Genomic DNA, 17,467 nt, shown 5'->3' on the forward strand with positions numbered 1-17,467 from the left:
CAACCCTCGTTAAAGATCAGTTAGTAACAGGGGCCAGCTCGGCATTGCCGCTCTGACGGAAAGTGATCAAGGTCACCAGCAGTGCGAGTACCGCCAATGCGGCTGCCGCGAGCGGCACGCGGGTGAGACCGAAGCCATGGGCGATGACGCTGCCGCCGACCCAGGCACCGAGCGCGTTGCCGACGTTGAAAGCGCCGATGTTGAGGGTCGATACCAGGTTCGGTGCCGCCTTGCCGTAGGTCACAACGTTCACTTGCAGGGCGGGTACGGCGGCGAAGCACGCGGTGGCCCAGAGGAACAGGGTGATTTCGGTCGGGATCACGGCGATGCTGGTCCAGGTCAGCACGGTGGACACGACCGCCATGGTGATGAACACCCCGATCAGCGTCGCAGCCAGGCTTTTGTCTGCCAGCTTGCCGCCGATGATGTTGCCGACCGTCAGGCCCAGACCGATGAGCATCAAGGTCCAGGTAACGCCACGTGGCGAGACTCCGGTGACCTCGCCCAACAGCGGGGCGACATAGGTGAACAAGGTGAAGACCGAAGCGGCGAACAATGCGGTCATGCTCAACGACAGCCAGATGCCGGCTCCCTTGAGGGCGCGCAGTTCGGCGCGCATGTCGAGTTTCTCTTCATCGCGCTTGGCCGGCAGGAAGCGGATCAGGCCGATCAGCGCAATCACACCGATCACGGTCACCGCCCAGAAGGTCGAACGCCAGCCGGCTTCCTGACCGAGCGCGGTGCCCAGCGGCACGCCGAGAACGTTAGCCAGAGTCAGGCCGGTGAACATCAGGGCCACGGCCGATGCACGTTTGTTGGCCGGCACCAAACCGGCCGCCACCACCGAACCGATGCCGAAGAAGGCACCGTGACACAGCGCGGTGACCACACGGGCAAACATCAAAACGTTGTAGTCACTGGCCAGGGCGCAGAGCAGATTGCCGATGATGAAGATGCCCATCAACGCTACCAAAGCGGCCTTGCGCGGCAATCTGGCGGTGGCCAGTGCCATGAACGGTGCACCGATGGCCACGCCCAAGGCGTAACCGGTCACCAGCCAGCCGGCGCCGGGGATCGACACACCGAGATCGGCCGCCACCTCGGGCAACAGGCCCATGATGACGAACTCGGTGGTGCCGATGGCGAAGGCGCTCAAGGCCAGAATGAGTAGCGAGAGGGGCATTGTCAGTTCCTTGTCGGAGCGCGGAGCTCCTTGTCGATGGCGTCGAGGAACGCCTCAATCACGTCCTCGTTGCGTTTGAAGAAGTGCCATTGACCGGCTTTCTGGCTGCTGATCAGTCCCGCCCGTTGCAAGGTCGCCAAATGGGCGGACACGGTCGACTGCGACAGGCCGCAGCGTTGATCGATCTGTCCGGCGCAAATGCCGTACTCGTGGTTGTGGAGCTGTTCCGGGAACTGGACCTTGGGGTCTTTCAGCCAGATGAGGATGTCTCGGCGTACTGGGTGTGCCAGCGCTTTTATTATTTCGTCGAGGTCGATGGTCATGGTTTGGGCTCGTGATGAGTAAAACGCTATATCGCGATGAGGCGAACTTTAAATCGGTATTTCGCGATATACCAATATGTTTTTGGTCTGATGACCGCATGAATCGGTATATCGGGTTATAACGATATGGATAGCGCAGTGTTAAGCTGCGCGCATGAACTATCTCGCACATCTGCACCTCGGTGGCCAGCGCCCCGGTCAAATGCTTGGCAGTCTGTATGGCGATTTCGTCAAAGGACGGCTGCAAGGGCAGTTCGATCCGGAGATCGAAGCGGCCATCCAGTTGCACCGCAGCATCGACGTGTTTACCGATCGCCATCCGCTGGTGGACATCGCCTTGTCGCGGTTTTCCATCACGCGCCGGCGTTACGCCGGGATTGTGCTCGATGTGTTTTTCGACCACTGCCTGGCGCGGGACTGGACGCTTTACGCAGATCAACCGCTTGAGCAGTTCACCGCGCACGTTTATCGGGTGCTGTCCGCCGAACCGCAGCTGCCGGAGCGCCTGGCGCGGATTGCACCGCACATGGTGGCCAATGATTGGTTGGGTGCTTATCAGGAGTTCGAAGTGCTTGAGCAGGTACTGCGGGGGATTTCGCGCAGGTTGACCCGGCCCGAGGAGTTGGCCGAGGCGATGCAGGAGTTACGACGGTTGTATGAACCGTTGAGCGAGGATTTCCGGTTGTTCTATCCGCAGTTGCAGGACTTTGTCCAAAACTATCCAGCGACATAAAACCACTGTGGGAGCGAGCCTGCTCGCGATAGCGGTGTGACATTCAGCATCATCATTGAATGTTAAATCGCTATTGCGAGCAGGCTCGCTCCCACAGGGGATGTGTGTGTTTAAGCCGCGATTGCGGGTCGCATTGGTGCTTGCTGCATTTCCGGAATCGCCCCAAACAACGCCCTCTGCACCGCCTGCTGCGCTTCGAACGCCAGCGCCGCACGTTCCCGGTCCTGGCACTCGATCGGTTTGAGCAGATGAATCTCCACCTCACCCCGATCATTGGCGAACAAGCGCATCAGGTGCGAGAGCAAATCATCATCGCCAATGAACGGTGCCAGGGTATCGAGCTCGCCATCGCGCAGATAACGAATCGCCACCGGTTGCAACGCCACTTCGGAATCGATCGCCGCGGACAGCAAACGACCATGAAAGGTACGCAGCGAGCGGCCATCGGTGGTGGTGCCTTCGGGGAACATCAGCAGTGGATGTTCCTGCTCCAGATGACGGGTCATTTGTTTGCGGATCAACTGACTGTCGCCTGAACCACGGCGAATGAACAGGCTGCCGGCCTTGGCCGCCAACCAGCCCGCCACCGGCCAGGTGCGCACTTCGGCCTTGGACAGGAACGACAGCGGCGTGAGCATGCCCAGCAATGGAATGTCAGTCCAGGACACATGATTGCTGACCCAGAGCATTGGCGCCTTTGGTAATTCACCATGGACGGTGACGCGAAAGGGCAGGGCATTGCTCAGCCGCGCCATGAAAAACCGCGACCAGCGCTGGCGACGGACCATCGAGTGGGCAATTCCCAGTCGCTCGAACAACCCGAACACACTGGCCATGCTCAAGCCCAGCGCCACCACCAAAAGCACTCGCGCAATTCGCGCGTACACCCGCAAGCGGCTCATTACACAGCCGCCTTGAAGTGCTTGGCGTAGCGCGGGCAGAGCTCGTCGCGCTTGAGCAGGATGAACACGTCGGCCACCTGGAAGTCTTCGTCCCAGCACGGCTCGCCGCAGATTTTCGCGCCCAGGCGCATGTAGGCCTTGAGCAGCGGCGGCATTTCGGCGATGACGTTGGACGGAATATCCAGCGTCGGCAATGGCTTCTTCGGCTCGGCTCGCAGGTGTTCGGTGCACAGGTAGCGTTCGCGCAGACGCTGCATGATCGCGTGGGCCTGGATGCCACCGTCCTGCATTGGAATGCTCGCGCAACCCATCAAATAGCTGTAGCCGCCCTGGTTCAGCACTTCCGCCAGTTCACCCCAGAGCACAGCGATAGTGCCGCCGTTGCGGTAGGCCGGGTCGACGCAGGTGCGACCGATTTCCAGGATCGGGCCTTTGAGATGGACCAGGCCATGCAGGCTGAATTCTTCTTCGCTGTAGAACTTGCCCAGGCTGCTGGCCGCTGTGTGGTCGAGCAAGCGGGTGGTCGCCACCAGGCGCCCGGTGTTCAAGTCACGCACGCCGATGTGGGCGCAGTGAACATCATAGTCATCCATGTCCAGACCCAGCTCCGCGCCTTTCAGCTTGGCGTTGAATTCGCCGCTGAACACGTTGAAGCGCAAGGCCTGGGCTTCCTGCAACGCCTCGGCGCCCACCAGGCGTTCGGCTTGCAGGCGGCGTTCATTGCCGGTGTCGCTGATGCGGGCGATCTGAGTCATTGTGAGTCTCCGTGCGGGCTGGCCACCCGTCTTGGGTTGCAGCCGATCGACTTTCTTTATGCAGCCGTGTTGTGCAAAGTCAGGCTATGTAGCCCCGGTGTCATCGCCATGAAGCTTTGGTGATGCTTATATGACAGCCCATGAGGAGCCTCTTATGCCCTGGCAAACCCTGTTGAAACGCCGCGATCGCCTGCCCGCCGACCCTGACCTGGGGGAAGGCTTTGCCACCTTGTTGCAACAGTTGGGCGCGGTGTCGCCGTTCGAATTGGCGGTGGCTGGCGGACGGCTGATGGCGACGCCGGGGCTGGCGTTTCTGGTGGGCTATCAGGCGGCGTTGCGCATGCTCTGGCCGAGCGCGCCGCTGAGCCTCGGCGCGTTGTGCGCGACCGAACAGCGCAGTTTGCGGGTGGCGGACATGCAGACCCGGCTGCGCGATTTGCGCCTGAGCGGGCGCAAGGATTTCGTCACCGCTGGCGATGCCGCCGACTGGCTATTGGTCGCTGCTCGCAGTGAAGAACCCGGCGAAGTGCCGCGCTTGAACCTTGCGGTGGTTTACCCCGGCGAACCGGGTGTGCGTCTGGAAAAGCTCGCGCCCATGCCGCTGATGCCGGACATCAGCCACGGCCGGTTGTTTCTCGACAACGCGCTGTGTGAATTGCTCGCAGGGGATGGCTGGGACGCTTACGTCAAACCGTTCCGAACCCTGGAAGACATCTATGTGCTGAGCGCCATGATTGCGTGGCTGTTTGGCGTTGGCCAAGACAGCGACTGGCCGCAAACCTTGCAACTGCGCTTGCTGGCGCTGCTGGCCGGGTGCGCGGAAGTCAGCCGCCAGGCGCCGAACAATCCGGCCGGGCATGTGTTGCTGGGCGGGTTGTTTGCGCAGTTCGACGGGCTCAAGGCTGAAGTGAACCAGGCCCTGGCCGATGGCCCGTCACAATGGGCGGCGATGTGGCAGCGCGATCAGACCGTGATGGATTTGGCGGCAGGGGCGCGGGGTAAGCGGTTGGCCAAGGCGTTGGCGGGATTGTTGTAAGGCTGAAGGGACCCTTCGCGAGCAAGCCCGCTCCCACAGGGGATTTGTGGTGAGCACAAAATGTGTGAACACCGCAGATCAACTGTGGGAGCGGGCTTGCTCGCGAAGGCGATCTCTTGGACGACGCAAGTTCCAAAACTGTCATCAAGCTCGACTAGGCTCTGCAGGTTCATCCCTCCGAGCGCCCCTCATGTTCAAAGGCTTGTCCCTGATTCTCATGCTGCTCAGCCTCACAGCCCAGGCCGAAAACTGGCCGGCCGAGCAATGGTCGCCTGGCCCGAAAGTCACCGGCCCGGCACTTCAGGTTCTGGAAAACTACGCTTTCCCATCCCGCGACGATGCCACTCACCAAGGCATTCGCACCGATGCCTTGCTGGTGATCCGCGACGGCCAACTGATCTACGAACGCTACGCCGGCCCGACCACTGCGCAAACGCCGCACCTGACCTGGTCGATCAGCAAAAGCCTCATGGCCGCGGTGCTCGGGGTGGCCTATGGCGAGGGGATGTTCAAACTCCAGGATCCGGTGCAGAAATTCTATCCTGCGCTGGAAAAACACCCCGTCATGACCATGGCCGACCTGCTGCACTGGGCTTCGGGACTGGACTGGCAGGAAGATTATGAATACGCCCCATTGAAGTCCTCGGTGGTGGCCATGCTCTACACCCGTGGACACCGCGACATGGCCGCGTTCACTGCCGACCACGACGAATACGCCAAACCCGGTCAGGCATTCCGCTACTCCAGCGGCGACAGCAACCTGCTGTCCGCCGCGCTGAAAACCATCGTCGGCCCGGCCCGTTATCCTGATTATCCATGGACTGCGCTGTTCGAACCCTTGGGGATTCGCAGTGCGGTGTGGGAAGCGGATGCCACGGGCACGTTTGTCGCATCGTCCTACGCCTATCTCACTGCCCGGGACCTGGCGCGGGTCGGCCTGTTGATGGCGCGCGACGGTCGTTGGCGTGGGCGGCAATTACTGCCCAAGGATTGGGTCGACTTCAGTCGTGAGCCTTTCGCTGGCTATCAAGCCAACCAGGATGAAGCCGTGCCCGGCGGTCACTGGTGGCTCAATCGCGCGGTGGATGGTGCGACACAGCCTTGGCCCGATGCCCCCGCCGATACCTTCGCCGCGCTGGGCCATTGGGGCCAGGCGATGTACGTGATTCCCAGCGAAAAAATTGTGATCGTGCGCTACGGCGATGATCGCGATGGAAGTTATCGGCACAACGAATTGCTCAAACTCGCGCTCAAGGCGTTTGCCATGAAGGTGCAGCCATGAGCCGCCGCGGTTTTATTCGTCGTCGGCCGTTCAGCACGCTGTTGCTGGTGCTGCTGATCGCCTTGCTTGGCTGGGGCTGGCAGGAGCGGGTGGCGCTATGGGCTTTCCCGGACATCATCAGCGCCTACACCGCCAAGGAATACTGCTCGTGCCGTTATGTGATGAACAATCCGGCCGAGTATTGCCAAGGCTATGTGAAGCAGTATTTGCCCACCAGCGGGTTCGTCGATGACGCCGCGAACAAGCGCGTGACGGTGGGTGGTATGGGGCGCAGCCATAGCGCTGTTTGGGTTGGTGAACGCCAAGGCTGTCGGTTGATGCCCTGAAAAGATCGCAGCCTTCGGCAGCGCCTACATTGACCGCGTGCAACCATGAAGTAGCGGGTGGACCCAACCCCCGTAGGAGCTGCCGAAGGCTGCGATCTTTTGATCTTTGCGGTTTGCAATGCGCCCACGGCCAGTTAAGGTTCGCTCAGGTTTATCTGCCCATGAGTCTCTATGTTCAACCGCTTTGTCTGCAAAACCCTCGCCTCCCTGCTGCTGGCCGGTGTCACCGTGTCGGCCCAGGCCAATTGGTACCTGGACGGCGAGTCCTCGCGCGTGTCGTTCATCAGCACTAAAAACGCCAATATTTCCGAAGTGCAGCGCTTTCTGGTGCTGCACGGCAAGGTCGATCCCAAGGGCCTCGCGCAGGTGGAGGTCGAGCTGGAGTCGGTCAACAGCGGCATTCCGTTGCGCGACGAACGCATGCGCAAGGAACTGTTCGATATCCAGAGGTTCCCTGAAGCGCTGATCAGCACGCAAATCGATCTACGGCCGATCAACGACCTGGCGCCCGGTGCGCAACTGGAGTTGCGCTTGCCGCTGACCGTCAACCTGCATGGCAAACAACACCAGTACAACGCCGAACTGCTGGCGACCCGTCTCGATGACCGGCGCTTCCAAGTGGTGACCCTCGAACCTTTGGTGATCAGCGCTGAAGATTTCGACCTGGCCCCGGGCCTGGAAAGCTTGCGCAAGGTTGCCGGTTTGTCGGCCATCAGTCTGTCGGTGCCGGTGGGTGCGGTGCTGATTTTCACGGCGCGCTGAGATGCGCGGCGCAATTTTCCCGTGGCGCGAAGGCAACCGCTTTGAACTGCTGATCGATGGCCCGCAGTTTTTTCCGCGAATGCTGGTGGCGATTGCCCGTGCCGAAGAACAAGTCGAACTGGAACTGTACCTGGTGGAGGCGGGGGCCTGCGCCGAGGCCATGGTTCAGGCGCTGGTCCAGGCTGCCGAACGCGGCGTGCGGGTGCGCTGCCTGTTCGATGACTACGGCAGCCTGGCCTTCACCCTGACCTTGCGTCAGCGCCTGATGGCCGCCGGTGTCGAGTTGCGTTTCTACAATCGCCTGAGCTGGCGCCGTTGGGTGGGCAACTTTTATCGCGATCACCGCAAGCTGCTGCTGGTGGATCAATGCCTGGCGGTGGTCGGCGGCACCGGGGTCACCGATGAGTTCTGGACCCCGGGCGAAGACACCAGCGAATGGCACGAAGTGATGGTGGAAATCACCGGTCCCTTGGTCATCGACTGGCAGTTGCTGTTCGACCGCCAATGGATCGCCAACCGCCATCGGCGCGCCTGGAAACCCACTGCGCACTTCGGTTTGCCGCGCCTGCCGCGAGTGCCGGCCATGGGCGAGGGCATGGGCCGGGTCGCCTATGCCGACGCCCGCCAACACCGCGATATTTTGCAATCGCTGACTCGCGCACTGAACAGTGGCCAACGCCGAATCTGGCTGGCCACGCCGTATTTCCTGCCGACCTGGAAAGTCCGCCGCTCACTGCGCCGGGCGGCGGCTCGTGGCATCGATGTACGTCTGCTGCTGACCGGGCCACGCACCGATCATCCGTCGGTGCGCTACGCCGGGCATCGCTACTACCCGCGTCTGCTCCGGGCCGGGGTGAAGATATTCGAATACCAGCCGTGTTTCCTGCACCTGAAAATGGTGTTGATCGATGACTGGGTGAGTATCGGCTCCTGCAACTTCGATCACTGGAATCTGCGTTTCAATCTGGAAGCCAACCTTGAAGCCCTGGACCCCGGGCTGACCCGGGCGGTGGCGGCGAGTTTCGAAAATGACTTTGCCCTGAGCCAGGAAGTCAGCCTCGAAGCATGGAAGCGCCGACCATTGTGGCGGCGGGTCAAGCAAAGGGTGTGGGGATGGGTGGATCGGCTGGTGGTGAATCTGCTGGATCGGCGGGGGTAGTCACCCAGATCGTTCCCACGCTCCGCGTGGGAATGCCTCTAGGGACGCTCCGCGTCCAGTGACGCGGAGCGTCACGGGCTGCATTCCCACGCGGAGCGTGGGAACGATCAGTCCGTGCAGGGATTACAACAACTCAAAGCTCTGCTGCGTCACGTCCTGGGAGTCCAGGCCGATCTGCACGTTGAACTTGCCCGGTTCCGCGGCGTACTTGAGCTGGGCGTTGTAGAACTTCAGGTCATCCTCGGTGATGGTGAAGTGCACGACTTTTTGTTCGCCGGCCTTGACCAGTACTTTCTGGAAGTTCTTCAGTTCCTTGACCGGGCGGATCATCGAGCCGGTCACGTCCTGGATGTACAGCTGCACCACGGTTTCGCCGTCACGCTTGCCGGTGTTCTTCACCACGACGCTGGCGTCGAGCTTGCCGGTCTTGTTCAGTGTGGTCGAAGACAGGGCCATGTCGGTCAGGCTGAACCGGGTGTAGCTCAGGCCGAAGCCGAACGGGAACAGCGGCCCGGTGGTGTCTTCGAAATACTGCGAGGTGTAGTTGCCCGGTTTGCCCGGAGTGAACGGCCGGCCAATGCTCAGGTGGTTGTAGTAGGTCGGAATCTGACCCACCGAGCGGGGAATGGTGATCGGCAGTTTGCCCGACGGGTTGTAGTCGCCGAACAGCACGTCAGCGATGGCGTTGCCGCCTTCGGTGCCGCTGAACCAGGTTTCCAGAATCGCGTCCGCCTGCTCGTTCTCTTCGAGAATCGACAGCGGCCGGCCGTTCATCAACACCAGCACCAGCGGTTTGCCGGTGGCTTTCAACGCCTTGATCAACTCGCGCTGGGCGGCCGGGATGTTCAGGTCAGTACGGCTCGACGATTCGTGGGACATGCCTCGGGATTCGCCCACCGCTGCGACCACCACATCGGCCTGTTGCGCGGCTTTCACCGCTTCAGCGATCAACGCATTGGCCGAGCGCGGATCATCCACCACTTCCGGTGCATCGAAGTTGAGGAAGTTCAGGTAATCGAGGATCTTCTTGTCGCTGGTGATATTCGCGCCACGGGCGTAGATCAGCGTCGACTGTGCGCCAAGCGCATTGGTCATGCCGTCGAACAAAGTCACCGATTGCTCGGGACGGCCAGCAGCAGCCCAACTGCCCATCATGTCAATCGGCGCCTTGGCCAATGGACCGACCAGCGCGATTTTCGCGGTTTTCTTCAGCGGCAGGGTGTCGCCCTGGTTCTTCAACAACACCAGGCTGCGACGCGCCACATCACGGGCTTCGGCGCGGTGCAGACGGCTTTCGGCGTAGGTGTCGGCCGGGTCATCCTCGGCCTTGCCGATGCGCAGGTACGGGTCCTTGAACAGGCCCATGTCGTACTTGGCGGCGAGCACTTCGCGCACGGCGTTGTCGATGTCTTTCTGTTCGATCTCACCGGCCTTCAACAGCCCTGGCAATTCCTTGCCATAGAGGGTGTCGTTCATGCTCATGTCAATGCCGGCCTTGATCGCCAGTTTCGCGGCTTCGCGACCGTCAGCGGCGACGCCGTGCTTGATCAGCTCGAAAATCGCTCCGTGGTCGCTGACCGCCAGGCCCTTGAAGCCCCATTCCTTGCGCAGCAGGTCGTTCATCAGCCAGGTGTTGGCGGTGGCCGGCACGCCGTTGATCGAGTTCAGCGCAACCATCACCCCGCCGGCACCAGCGTCGATGGCTGCGCGGTACGGTGGCAGGTAATCCTGGTACATCTTGACCGGGCTCATGTCGACGACGTTGTAGTCGCGACCGCCCTCGACCGCGCCGTACAAGGCAAAATGCTTGACGCTGGCCATGATGCTGTCGGCCGCGTTCGCGCCTGAGCCCTGGAACGCCTTGACCATTACGCCGGCGATCCGCGAAACCAGATAGGTGTCTTCGCCGAAGCCTTCGGAAGTGCGGCCCCAGCGTGGGTCGCGGGAGATATCGACCATTGGCGCGAAGGTGATGTCGAGGCTGTCAGCCGCCGCTTCCTGGGCGGCAATACGCCCGGAGCGACCGATGGCGTCCATGTCCCAGCTCGAGGCCAGGGCCAGCGGAATCGGGAAAATGGTGCGGTGGCCGTGAATTACGTCATAGGCGAAGAACATCGGGATCTTCAACCGGCTGCGCATGGCCGCGTCCTGCATAGGACGGTTCTCGGCGCGGGTGATCGAGTTGAAGGTGCCGCCGATATTGCCGGCAGCGATCTCCTTGCGGATCAACTCCCGCGGCATTTCCGGACCGATGCTGATCAGGCGCAACTGGCCGATCTTTTCATCGAGGGTCATTTGCTTCATCAGGTGGCTGATGAAGGCGTCCTTGTTCTCTATAGGTGCGGGCGTCGTGGCGGCCAATACGGTATGACTGGCCAGGCTGACGAACAGGCCCAGCAAACACAGCTTCTTCATGAATAGTTTTCTCGAAAGCCTAAACGGCAGTGAATACGCGCCGGTCAGCCAAAATTTAGGGAGCGACTATTGTTGTTCAGGTGAATGCAGCACACTTGTGCAATGTTTTAGCGCCGGGGCATCTTTTAGCCCATTGGCTCGTTGCAATCCAGTAGCGGCGCAGATTATGCCCCAAGAGCCGGGTTCAAAGTTCGCAGGTTGTTTCATCAACGGAATGTGCAAGGGAGCATCAACCAGATGAATGTACGACACCATTATCGGTCGAGCCTGCAGGTTGCAGCCTTGATGTTGCTGACAACACTGCTGGCCGGCTGTGGCATCAACAATATCCCGACCCTCGACGAACAAGCCAAGGGCGCCTGGGGCCAGGTGCAGAACCAGTACCAGCGTCGCGCCGACCTGATTCCCAACCTGGTGGAAACCGTCAAGGGTTATGCCCGGCATGAGCAAGAAACCCTGACCGCGGTGATCGAAGCCCGCGCCAAGGCGACTTCGATTCAGGTGGATGCCAGCACGCTGGACAATCCGGAAAAACTCAAACAGTACGAGCAGGCGCAGAATCAGCTGACCGGCGCGCTGAGTCGGTTGATGGTGGTGTCCGAACGCTACCCGGACCTCAAGGCCAACCAGAACTTCCTGGCGCTGCAATCGCAACTTGAAGGCACCGAGAACCGCATCGCCGTGGCGCGTCGCGACTTCATCCTGGCGGTGCAGAAATACAATACCGAGATCCGCACCTTTCCCGGTCGTCTGTGGCACACCGTGTTGTATAGCGATCTGCCGATCCGCGAAACCTTCGAGGCCACCAGTCCTGGTGCCGAGAAAGCGCCTGAAGTGAAGTTCCAGTAAGCGCCGGAACGGGCTTGAAGCGTCACCAAGGATGAGGTTGCCAATGCGCGTGTTGAAAGTGGGCCTGGTGCTGATGTTCTGGGTGTTTACCCTGACGGTCCAGGCCGAGTTGAAGTTCCCGGAATTGACCGGGCGGGTGGTGGACAACGCCCAGATGATCGAGCCTGCGGTGCGCGAGCAGTTGACGCAACAGCTCAACGCCCACGAAAAAACCACCGGCGAGCAGTTGGTGGTGGTTACTTTGCCGGACTTGCAGGGCGCCGACATCGCGGATTTCGGTTATCAGCTGGGACGCTATTGGGGCATCGGCCAGAAGGACAAGAACAACGGCGCGCTGCTGATCGTCGCGCGTGACGAGCGCAAGTTGCGGATCGAAGTCGGTTATGGCCTGGAAGGGCGTCTGACCGATGCGCAGAGTTCGGTGATCATCCATCAGGTGATCACGCCCGCGTTCAAGGCTGGCAACTTCAGCAAAGGCATCAGCGACGGGGTCGCGGCGATGCTGGTGGTGCTAGGCGGCAATCCGCTGGACGAGCCGTCGACAGTGTATGAATCGCGCGGTGATCAGGAGAGTGATTCCGTTGAGCGGCCGCCGGGGTTGTTCGTGTTCCTGGTGTTGCTGTTCATCCTGACGATCTTCATCGGCCAGATGTTCGGTATTCTGCCAAGCGGCGGCCGTGGCGGCTCGGGAGGCGGTTTCGGCGGCGGAGGTTTCGGCGGCGGGGGCGGCGGGGGCTTCAGCGGCGGCGGGGGCAGTTTCGGGGGCGGCGGTTCGTCGGGCGGCTGGTGATACCACTGCAGGTAAAAACAACAATAGCGAGCAGGCCTTCATAAACATGGCATTACTGACTGAACACGAACAACGCAAAGTCGCCGAGGCAATTGCCCGGGTCGAGCGCGACACCGACGCCGAACTGGTCACGGTGCTGGCGGCCCGCGCCGACGATTACGCGTATATCCCGCTGCTCTGGGCCAGTCTGCTGGCGCTGGTGGTGCCGGGTATCGTGCATTACCTGACGGGCTGGCTGACCATGCACAGCCTGTTGCTGGTGCAATGGTTCAGTTTCATCGTGTTGTGCCTGCTGTTCCGGATTCCGAAAGTCACCACGCGCCTGATCCCGCGCTCGGTGCGTCACTGGCGGGCGTCGAACCTGGCGCGTCGGCAGTTCCTTGAGCAAAACCTGCACCATACCGTCGGCAGCACCGGCATGCTGATTTTCGTCTCCGAGGCCGAGCGCTATGTGGAGATTCTGGTGGATGAAGGTATTTCCAAACGGCTGGACAACAAAAACTGGGACGCGATTGTGGCGGCGTTTACGCAACAGGTGAAACAGGGGCAGACGTTGCAGGGGTTTGTGACATGCATCGAGGCATGCGGCGAGTTGCTCAAGGTGCATGTGCCGGTGACCCATGTGCGCAATGAGTTGCCGAATCGGTTGGTGGTGTTGAGCTGACAACCAGCATTTTGGCTGCGACTCATTCCTTGTAGCAGCTGGCGCAGCCTGCGTTCGGCTGCGAAGCAGTCGTAAATTTGCTTGGCACGGTCTATCTGATACACCGCGTATTTTGATTTTATGACTGCTGCGCAGCCGAACGCAGGCTGCGCCAGCTGCTACGGATCGCACCGTTCGGCAAATAACTGCGTGTCCCGAACGGCCATCCCCCCTAAAATACCCACCATTCCCCGATCCGCACCGCCCGAGGCCGTTTTTTCCCATGTCTGTCACCGCCACTCCCGCCAGCCTCGCGCCGGATCATCACGCCCAGTTCATCGACCTGCTGCAAACCAGCCTCGATCAGAACGCCTTCATCAAACTGGTGTTGGCCAAGTACGTTGGTACAGAGGCGGACTTGCAGCGGCTGATCATCAAGCAACTGACGGTCAAGGATCAGCCATGTCTGTCCTTCGTCTATCGCTACAAGACCCGCGACATCACCAAGAACCTGCCAATTGCCGAGGGCGTGGCGACCATTGCTGCGCTGTTGCCCGCATCGTTCAAAAATGCGCATTTACTGTCGTTGACCGACGAAGCCCAGCTCGAATACAGCAAAAAGGGCAAATCTTCGCTGTTCAAGAGCAAACCTCAGCAATTGCGCGAAGTACCGTCCGCCGAGCACAACCGCGAGAAAAACCGTTTCCTCGACCTGAGCCGACCGTTTCTCAAAGACCTCGGCGTGACCAACGCGCAGCATGAGCTGATCCCGGCGATGTCGCGCAAGTGGAAGCAGATCAACAAGTTCATCGAAGTCTTCAGCCATGCGCTGACCTCATCGCCGCTGGCGCTGGACAAGCCCGTGCGGGTGGCGGATTTCGGCTCGGGCAAGGGCTACCTGACGTTCGCGATCCACGACTACCTGCGCAACACCCTGAAGGCCGAGGGCGAGGTGACCGGCGTCGAGCTGCGCGAAGACATGGTCAACCTGTGCAACAGCGCGGCTGCGAAGCTGGAGCATCCGGGGCTGGTGTTCAAATGCGGTGACGTGCGCAGCGTTGCGCCGAGCGAGCTGGACGTGATGATCGCGCTGCATGCCTGCGACATCGCCACCGACTATGCGATTCACACCGGTATTCGTTCCGGCGCTTCGATCATCATGTGCTCACCGTGCTGCCACAAGCAGATCCGCCTGCAGATCCAGAGCCCGGCGCTGCTCAAGCCGATGTTGCAATACGGCCTGCACCTGGGCCAGCAGGCGGAAATGGTTACTGACAGCTTGCGTGCGTTGTTTCTGGAAGCTTGTGGTTACGAGACCAAGGTCTTTGAGTTCATCTCACTGGACCACACCAACAAGAACAAGATGATCCTGGCGGTCAAACGCGCCGAGCCGGTGGACCCGGCTCAGCTGTTGGTGAAGATCCAGGAATTGAAGGATTTCTACCACATCAGCGAACATTGCCTGGAAACCCTGCTGCGGGCTGATGGTTACCTAAGCTGATCGCAGCCCCTGTAGGAGCTGCCGAAGGCTGCGATCTTTTGATCTTGCCTTACGCCGTGGCAACACTCGCGGGTTGCACCGCCGTCTTGCGCCCCAACATCACCGTCACGATCACCCCGGCCGCAAACAGCCAGGTAATCGGCTCGACGTGTTCACCGAAGAACAGCGCCGAAAACGCGATGGTGAAGAAGATCTGCAGCAACTGGATCTGGCTGACCCGGGCAATGCCGCCCATGGCCAGCCCGGCGTACCAGGCAAAGAACCCGATGAACTGCGAAAACAGCGAGACGTAACCAAACGCCCACCAGGTTTTGGCTGAGATCTCGCCCTGATGTTGCAGCGCCAGATACACCACCGGCCCGATCAGCAGCGGCGTCGACAGCACCAGCGCCCAGCAGATCACCTGCCAGCCACCCATCTCCCTGGCCAACCGGCCGCCTTCGGCATAACCCAACCCACCCACGGCAATCGCGCCGAGCATCAGCAAATCACCGGCCTGAATACTGCCCGCGCCACTGATCAGCGCATAACCGAGCACCAACGCGCTGCCCAACGCGGCGCAGGCCCAGAAGGCTTTTGACGGACGTTCATGGGACAGCCACGCGGCATACAGCGCCACGCACAGCGGTTGCAGGCCGTTGACCAGTGCCCCATGGGAGGCGGGCAAGGTCTGCATGGCCCAGGCCGACAGCACCGGGAAACCAAGGATGACCCCCGCGATCACCAGCGTCAGGCCTTTGACTTGTTTCCAGGTGGGCCACTTCTCCCGGTGCCACAGCAATAACAGCGCTGCCGGAATCGCCGCGAACAACGCACGGCCCAGGCCGTTGAGCAGCGGATGAAGTTCCTGCACGACGATCCGGGTGAAGGGTAGGGTCAGGCTGAAGATAACGACGCCGAGCAGGCCGAGGGCCATGCCGGTGTTTTCGCGCGAGGACATGATGGGTGACCAGAATTCAGGATGGGGGGAAGTTTCTTTATCTAGCCATAAACCGCAGGCGCTGCTCTGTTACAGATAGGCGCAGAGTTATCCGTACAGTTGGGGGGAATCCCTGTGGCGAGGGGGCTTGCCCCCGTTCGGCTGCGTAGCAGTCGCAAAACCAGAGACCATGGCCTGAGTGAATAAACCGGATTAGGGCCGCTTCGCGACCCAACGGGGGCAAGCCCCCTCGCCACAAAGGCTCATTGTCCGTAGTAACTGGTTATTACCCACCCCGCCGGATAAGGACTACCTTGAATACTCCTGCATGCCCATGCATTTTCCAGAGGAGTCCTTCCCATGGCGGCTAAAAAAATTCTGATGTTGGTCGGCGATTACGTCGAAGACTACGAAGTGATGGTGCCGTTCCAGGCGCTGCTGATGGTCGGCCACACGGTACACGCCGTTTGCCCGGACAAAACCGCGGGCCAGACCGTGCGCACGGCAATCCATGACTTCGAAGGCGACCAGACCTACAGCGAAAAACCCGGTCACCTGTTTGCCCTGAACTTCGATTTCGCCAAGGTAGATGCAGCGGACTACGACGCGCTGCTGGTGCCGGGCGGTCGTGCGCCGGAGTACCTGCGCCTGAACGAAAAAGTCCTGGACCTGGTGCGAGCGTTCGACAAGGCTGGCAAACCGATCGCCGCTGTCTGTCACGGTGCGCAACTGTTGGCCGCGGCAGGGATTCTCGAAGGTCGCGAGTGCAGCGCCTACCCGGCGTGCGCTCCGGAAGTACGCCTGGCTGGCGGCACGTTCATCGATATCCCGGTGACGCAAGGTCATGTTCAAGGCAATCTGGCCACTGCACCGGCCTGGCCGGCGCACCCCAGCTGGCTGGCCGGTTTCCTTGGGTTGCTGGGCACCAAAATCACGCTGTAACGAGGGACCAGTCCATGTGCGAGCTCTACGTCAAGGCCGATCCGATTCTCTACGAGTCGCGCTCCCGCTCGCTGCGCATCTGCGGGGTGGTGACCACCCTGCGGTTGGAGAATCAGTTCTGGGACATCCTCAGCGAAATCGCCGAGGTCGACGGCATGACCACCAATCAGTTGATCGCCAAGCTGTATGAAGAGGTGATGGACTACCGCGGCGAAGTGGTGAATTTCGCCTCGTTCTTGCGGGTTAGCTGCATGCGTTACTTGAGCCAGCGACGGGTGCAGACACCTGAGTTGTCGGTGGTACGGGCTGCGGTGAAATAGAGCGGTTTGTGTGGATTTTGAGGACGCCTTCGCGGGCAAGCCTCGCTCCCACAGGTTTCGGTTGACCGCGAATTTTTGCGTCCGACCCAAAACCTGTAGGAGCGAGGCTTGCCCGCGAAGGGGCCGGTACAGGCGACAGAAATCCTGACTTGGTCTTTACTCTGAAGCGCCAAACCTCTCAATCGCCAAGGAGTAGAAGCATGTCTGGATGGTACGAAGTGAGCAAAACCGTCAACGGTCAATTCAAGTTTGTATTGAAAGCGGCCAATGCCGAAACCATTCTGACCAGTGAGCTGTATACCTCTCGCGGTGCGGCCGATGGCGGTATCGCCTCGGTTCAGGCCAACAGTCCACTGGACGAACGCTACGAGAAAAAAACCACCAAGGACGGTCACCCTTATTTCAACCTGAAGGCCGGTAATCACGAGATCATCGGCAGCAGCGAGTCCTACTCATCCGATGCCGCGAGGGATAAAGGCATTGCCAGCGTCAAGGCCAACGGCCCGACCACGGTGATCAAGGATAAAACCTTGCCGGTGCTCTAAACACACCGATATCTAATGTGGGAGCGAGCCTGCTCGCGATGAGGCCATAACAGTCAAACATATGTTGAATGTCAGACCGCTA

At 60.5% G+C, this 17,467-nt stretch carries 19 protein-coding genes; 13 read left to right on the forward strand and 6 right to left on the reverse strand.

Features of this window, described 5'->3' with window-relative positions; all coding sequences use genetic code 11:
• Positions 1-16: 16 nt before the first annotated feature.
• Complete coding sequence (locus IB250_RS12560; protein ID WP_008010859.1) at positions 17-1,183, reverse strand: MFS transporter; 1,167 nt, start codon at positions 1,181-1,183, stop codon at positions 17-19.
• 2 nt (positions 1,184-1,185) lie between these two features.
• Positions 1,186-1,506 carry an ArsR/SmtB family transcription factor gene (locus IB250_RS12565; protein ID WP_192344314.1) on the reverse strand — a complete coding sequence of 107 codons (321 nt, stop codon included), beginning with the start codon at positions 1,504-1,506 and terminating at the stop codon, positions 1,186-1,188.
• 154 nt (positions 1,507-1,660) lie between these two features.
• Here IB250_RS12565 and IB250_RS12570 point away from each other — a divergent pair, with 154 nt between their 5' ends.
• Positions 1,661-2,239, forward strand: coding sequence for an ACP phosphodiesterase (locus tag IB250_RS12570; RefSeq protein WP_192344315.1), 579 nt, complete (start codon positions 1,661-1,663; stop codon positions 2,237-2,239).
• A gap of 110 nt (positions 2,240-2,349) precedes the next feature.
• Here IB250_RS12570 and IB250_RS12575 read toward each other — a convergent pair whose 3' ends face one another.
• A complete protein-coding gene (locus tag IB250_RS12575) occupies positions 2,350-3,141 on the reverse strand; it encodes a lysophospholipid acyltransferase family protein (RefSeq protein ID WP_192344316.1) in 792 nt (263 codons plus the stop codon).
• Complete coding sequence (olsB, locus tag IB250_RS12580; RefSeq protein WP_007903792.1) at positions 3,141-3,896, reverse strand: L-ornithine N(alpha)-acyltransferase; 756 nt, start codon at positions 3,894-3,896, stop codon at positions 3,141-3,143. The genes IB250_RS12575 and olsB overlap by 1 nt, the downstream gene beginning before the upstream one ends.
• Before the next feature lie 154 nt (positions 3,897-4,050).
• Between olsB and IB250_RS12585 the strand changes: the two genes are divergently transcribed.
• The 5 genes from IB250_RS12585 (at position 4,051) to IB250_RS12605 (ending at position 8,461) form a co-directional block, all read left to right on the forward strand.
• Positions 4,051-4,932 carry an acyl-CoA dehydrogenase family protein gene (locus tag IB250_RS12585; protein ID WP_192344317.1) on the forward strand — a complete coding sequence of 294 codons (882 nt, stop codon included), beginning with the start codon at positions 4,051-4,053 and terminating at the stop codon, positions 4,930-4,932.
• A 190-nt stretch (positions 4,933-5,122) separates the two neighbouring features.
• A complete protein-coding gene (locus tag IB250_RS12590; protein WP_192344318.1) occupies positions 5,123-6,214 on the forward strand; it encodes a serine hydrolase domain-containing protein in 1,092 nt (363 codons plus the stop codon).
• Positions 6,211-6,540, forward strand: a complete 330-nt coding sequence (locus IB250_RS12595) for an amidase (protein WP_192344319.1) — start codon at positions 6,211-6,213, stop codon at positions 6,538-6,540. The genes IB250_RS12590 and IB250_RS12595 overlap by 4 nt, the downstream gene beginning before the upstream one ends.
• A 171-nt stretch (positions 6,541-6,711) precedes the next feature.
• On the forward strand, positions 6,712-7,302 hold the full coding sequence (locus IB250_RS12600) for a YceI family protein (RefSeq protein ID WP_192344320.1): 591 nt from the start codon (positions 6,712-6,714) through the stop codon (positions 7,300-7,302).
• A gap of 1 nt (position 7,303) precedes the next feature.
• Positions 7,304-8,461: a phospholipase D-like domain-containing protein gene (locus tag IB250_RS12605; protein WP_192344321.1), complete on the forward strand. Its 1,158-nt coding sequence runs from the start codon at positions 7,304-7,306 to the stop codon at positions 8,459-8,461.
• A 123-nt stretch (positions 8,462-8,584) separates the two neighbouring features.
• On the opposite strand, the gene bglX is transcribed toward IB250_RS12605, so the two are convergent.
• Positions 8,585-10,876, reverse strand: coding sequence for a beta-glucosidase BglX (gene bglX, locus IB250_RS12610; RefSeq protein WP_192344322.1), 2,292 nt, complete (start codon positions 10,874-10,876; stop codon positions 8,585-8,587).
• 237 nt (positions 10,877-11,113) lie between these two features.
• Between bglX and IB250_RS12615 the strand changes: the two genes are divergently transcribed.
• The 4 genes from IB250_RS12615 to IB250_RS12630 all read left to right on the forward strand — a co-directional run bounded on the left by IB250_RS12615 (position 11,114) and on the right by IB250_RS12630 (position 14,659).
• Entirely contained in the window at positions 11,114-11,725 is a 612-nt protein-coding gene (locus tag IB250_RS12615) for a LemA family protein (RefSeq protein ID WP_192344323.1), read from the forward strand.
• Positions 11,726-11,768: 43 nt separating this feature from the next.
• Positions 11,769-12,515, forward strand: coding sequence for a TPM domain-containing protein (locus tag IB250_RS12620; RefSeq protein ID WP_192344324.1), 747 nt, complete (start codon positions 11,769-11,771; stop codon positions 12,513-12,515).
• Between the two features lie 46 nt (positions 12,516-12,561).
• Positions 12,562-13,179 carry a TPM domain-containing protein gene (locus IB250_RS12625; protein ID WP_123499169.1) on the forward strand — a complete coding sequence of 206 codons (618 nt, stop codon included), beginning with the start codon at positions 12,562-12,564 and terminating at the stop codon, positions 13,177-13,179.
• 262 nt (positions 13,180-13,441) lie between these two features.
• Entirely contained in the window at positions 13,442-14,659 is a 1,218-nt protein-coding gene (locus IB250_RS12630) for a class I SAM-dependent methyltransferase (RefSeq protein ID WP_192344325.1), read from the forward strand.
• Between the two features lie 49 nt (positions 14,660-14,708).
• On the opposite strand, the gene IB250_RS12635 is transcribed toward IB250_RS12630, so the two are convergent.
• Positions 14,709-15,599 (reverse strand): DMT family transporter, encoded by an 891-nt coding sequence (locus IB250_RS12635; RefSeq protein ID WP_192344326.1) that lies wholly within the window; start codon positions 15,597-15,599, stop codon positions 14,709-14,711.
• Positions 15,600-15,938: 339 nt separating this feature from the next.
• Between IB250_RS12635 and IB250_RS12640 the strand changes: the two genes are divergently transcribed.
• The 3 genes from IB250_RS12640 (at position 15,939) to IB250_RS12650 (ending at position 17,385) form a co-directional block, all read left to right on the forward strand.
• Entirely contained in the window at positions 15,939-16,520 is a 582-nt protein-coding gene (locus tag IB250_RS12640) for a DJ-1/PfpI family protein (RefSeq protein ID WP_008010833.1), read from the forward strand.
• A gap of 14 nt (positions 16,521-16,534) precedes the next feature.
• The gene (locus tag IB250_RS12645; RefSeq protein WP_007903755.1) at positions 16,535-16,840 is read left to right on the forward strand and encodes a ribbon-helix-helix domain-containing protein; all 306 of its coding nucleotides are present in this window, start codon (positions 16,535-16,537) and stop codon (positions 16,838-16,840) included.
• 200 nt (positions 16,841-17,040) lie between these two features.
• Positions 17,041-17,385, forward strand: coding sequence for a YegP family protein (locus IB250_RS12650; protein ID WP_095632345.1), 345 nt, complete (start codon positions 17,041-17,043; stop codon positions 17,383-17,385).
• Positions 17,386-17,467: the final 82 nt, after the last annotated feature.

Origin of the sequence: Pseudomonas sp. PDM09 (genome assembly GCF_014852305.1) — a bacterium.
Taxonomy (GTDB): domain Bacteria; phylum Pseudomonadota; class Gammaproteobacteria; order Pseudomonadales; family Pseudomonadaceae; genus Aquipseudomonas.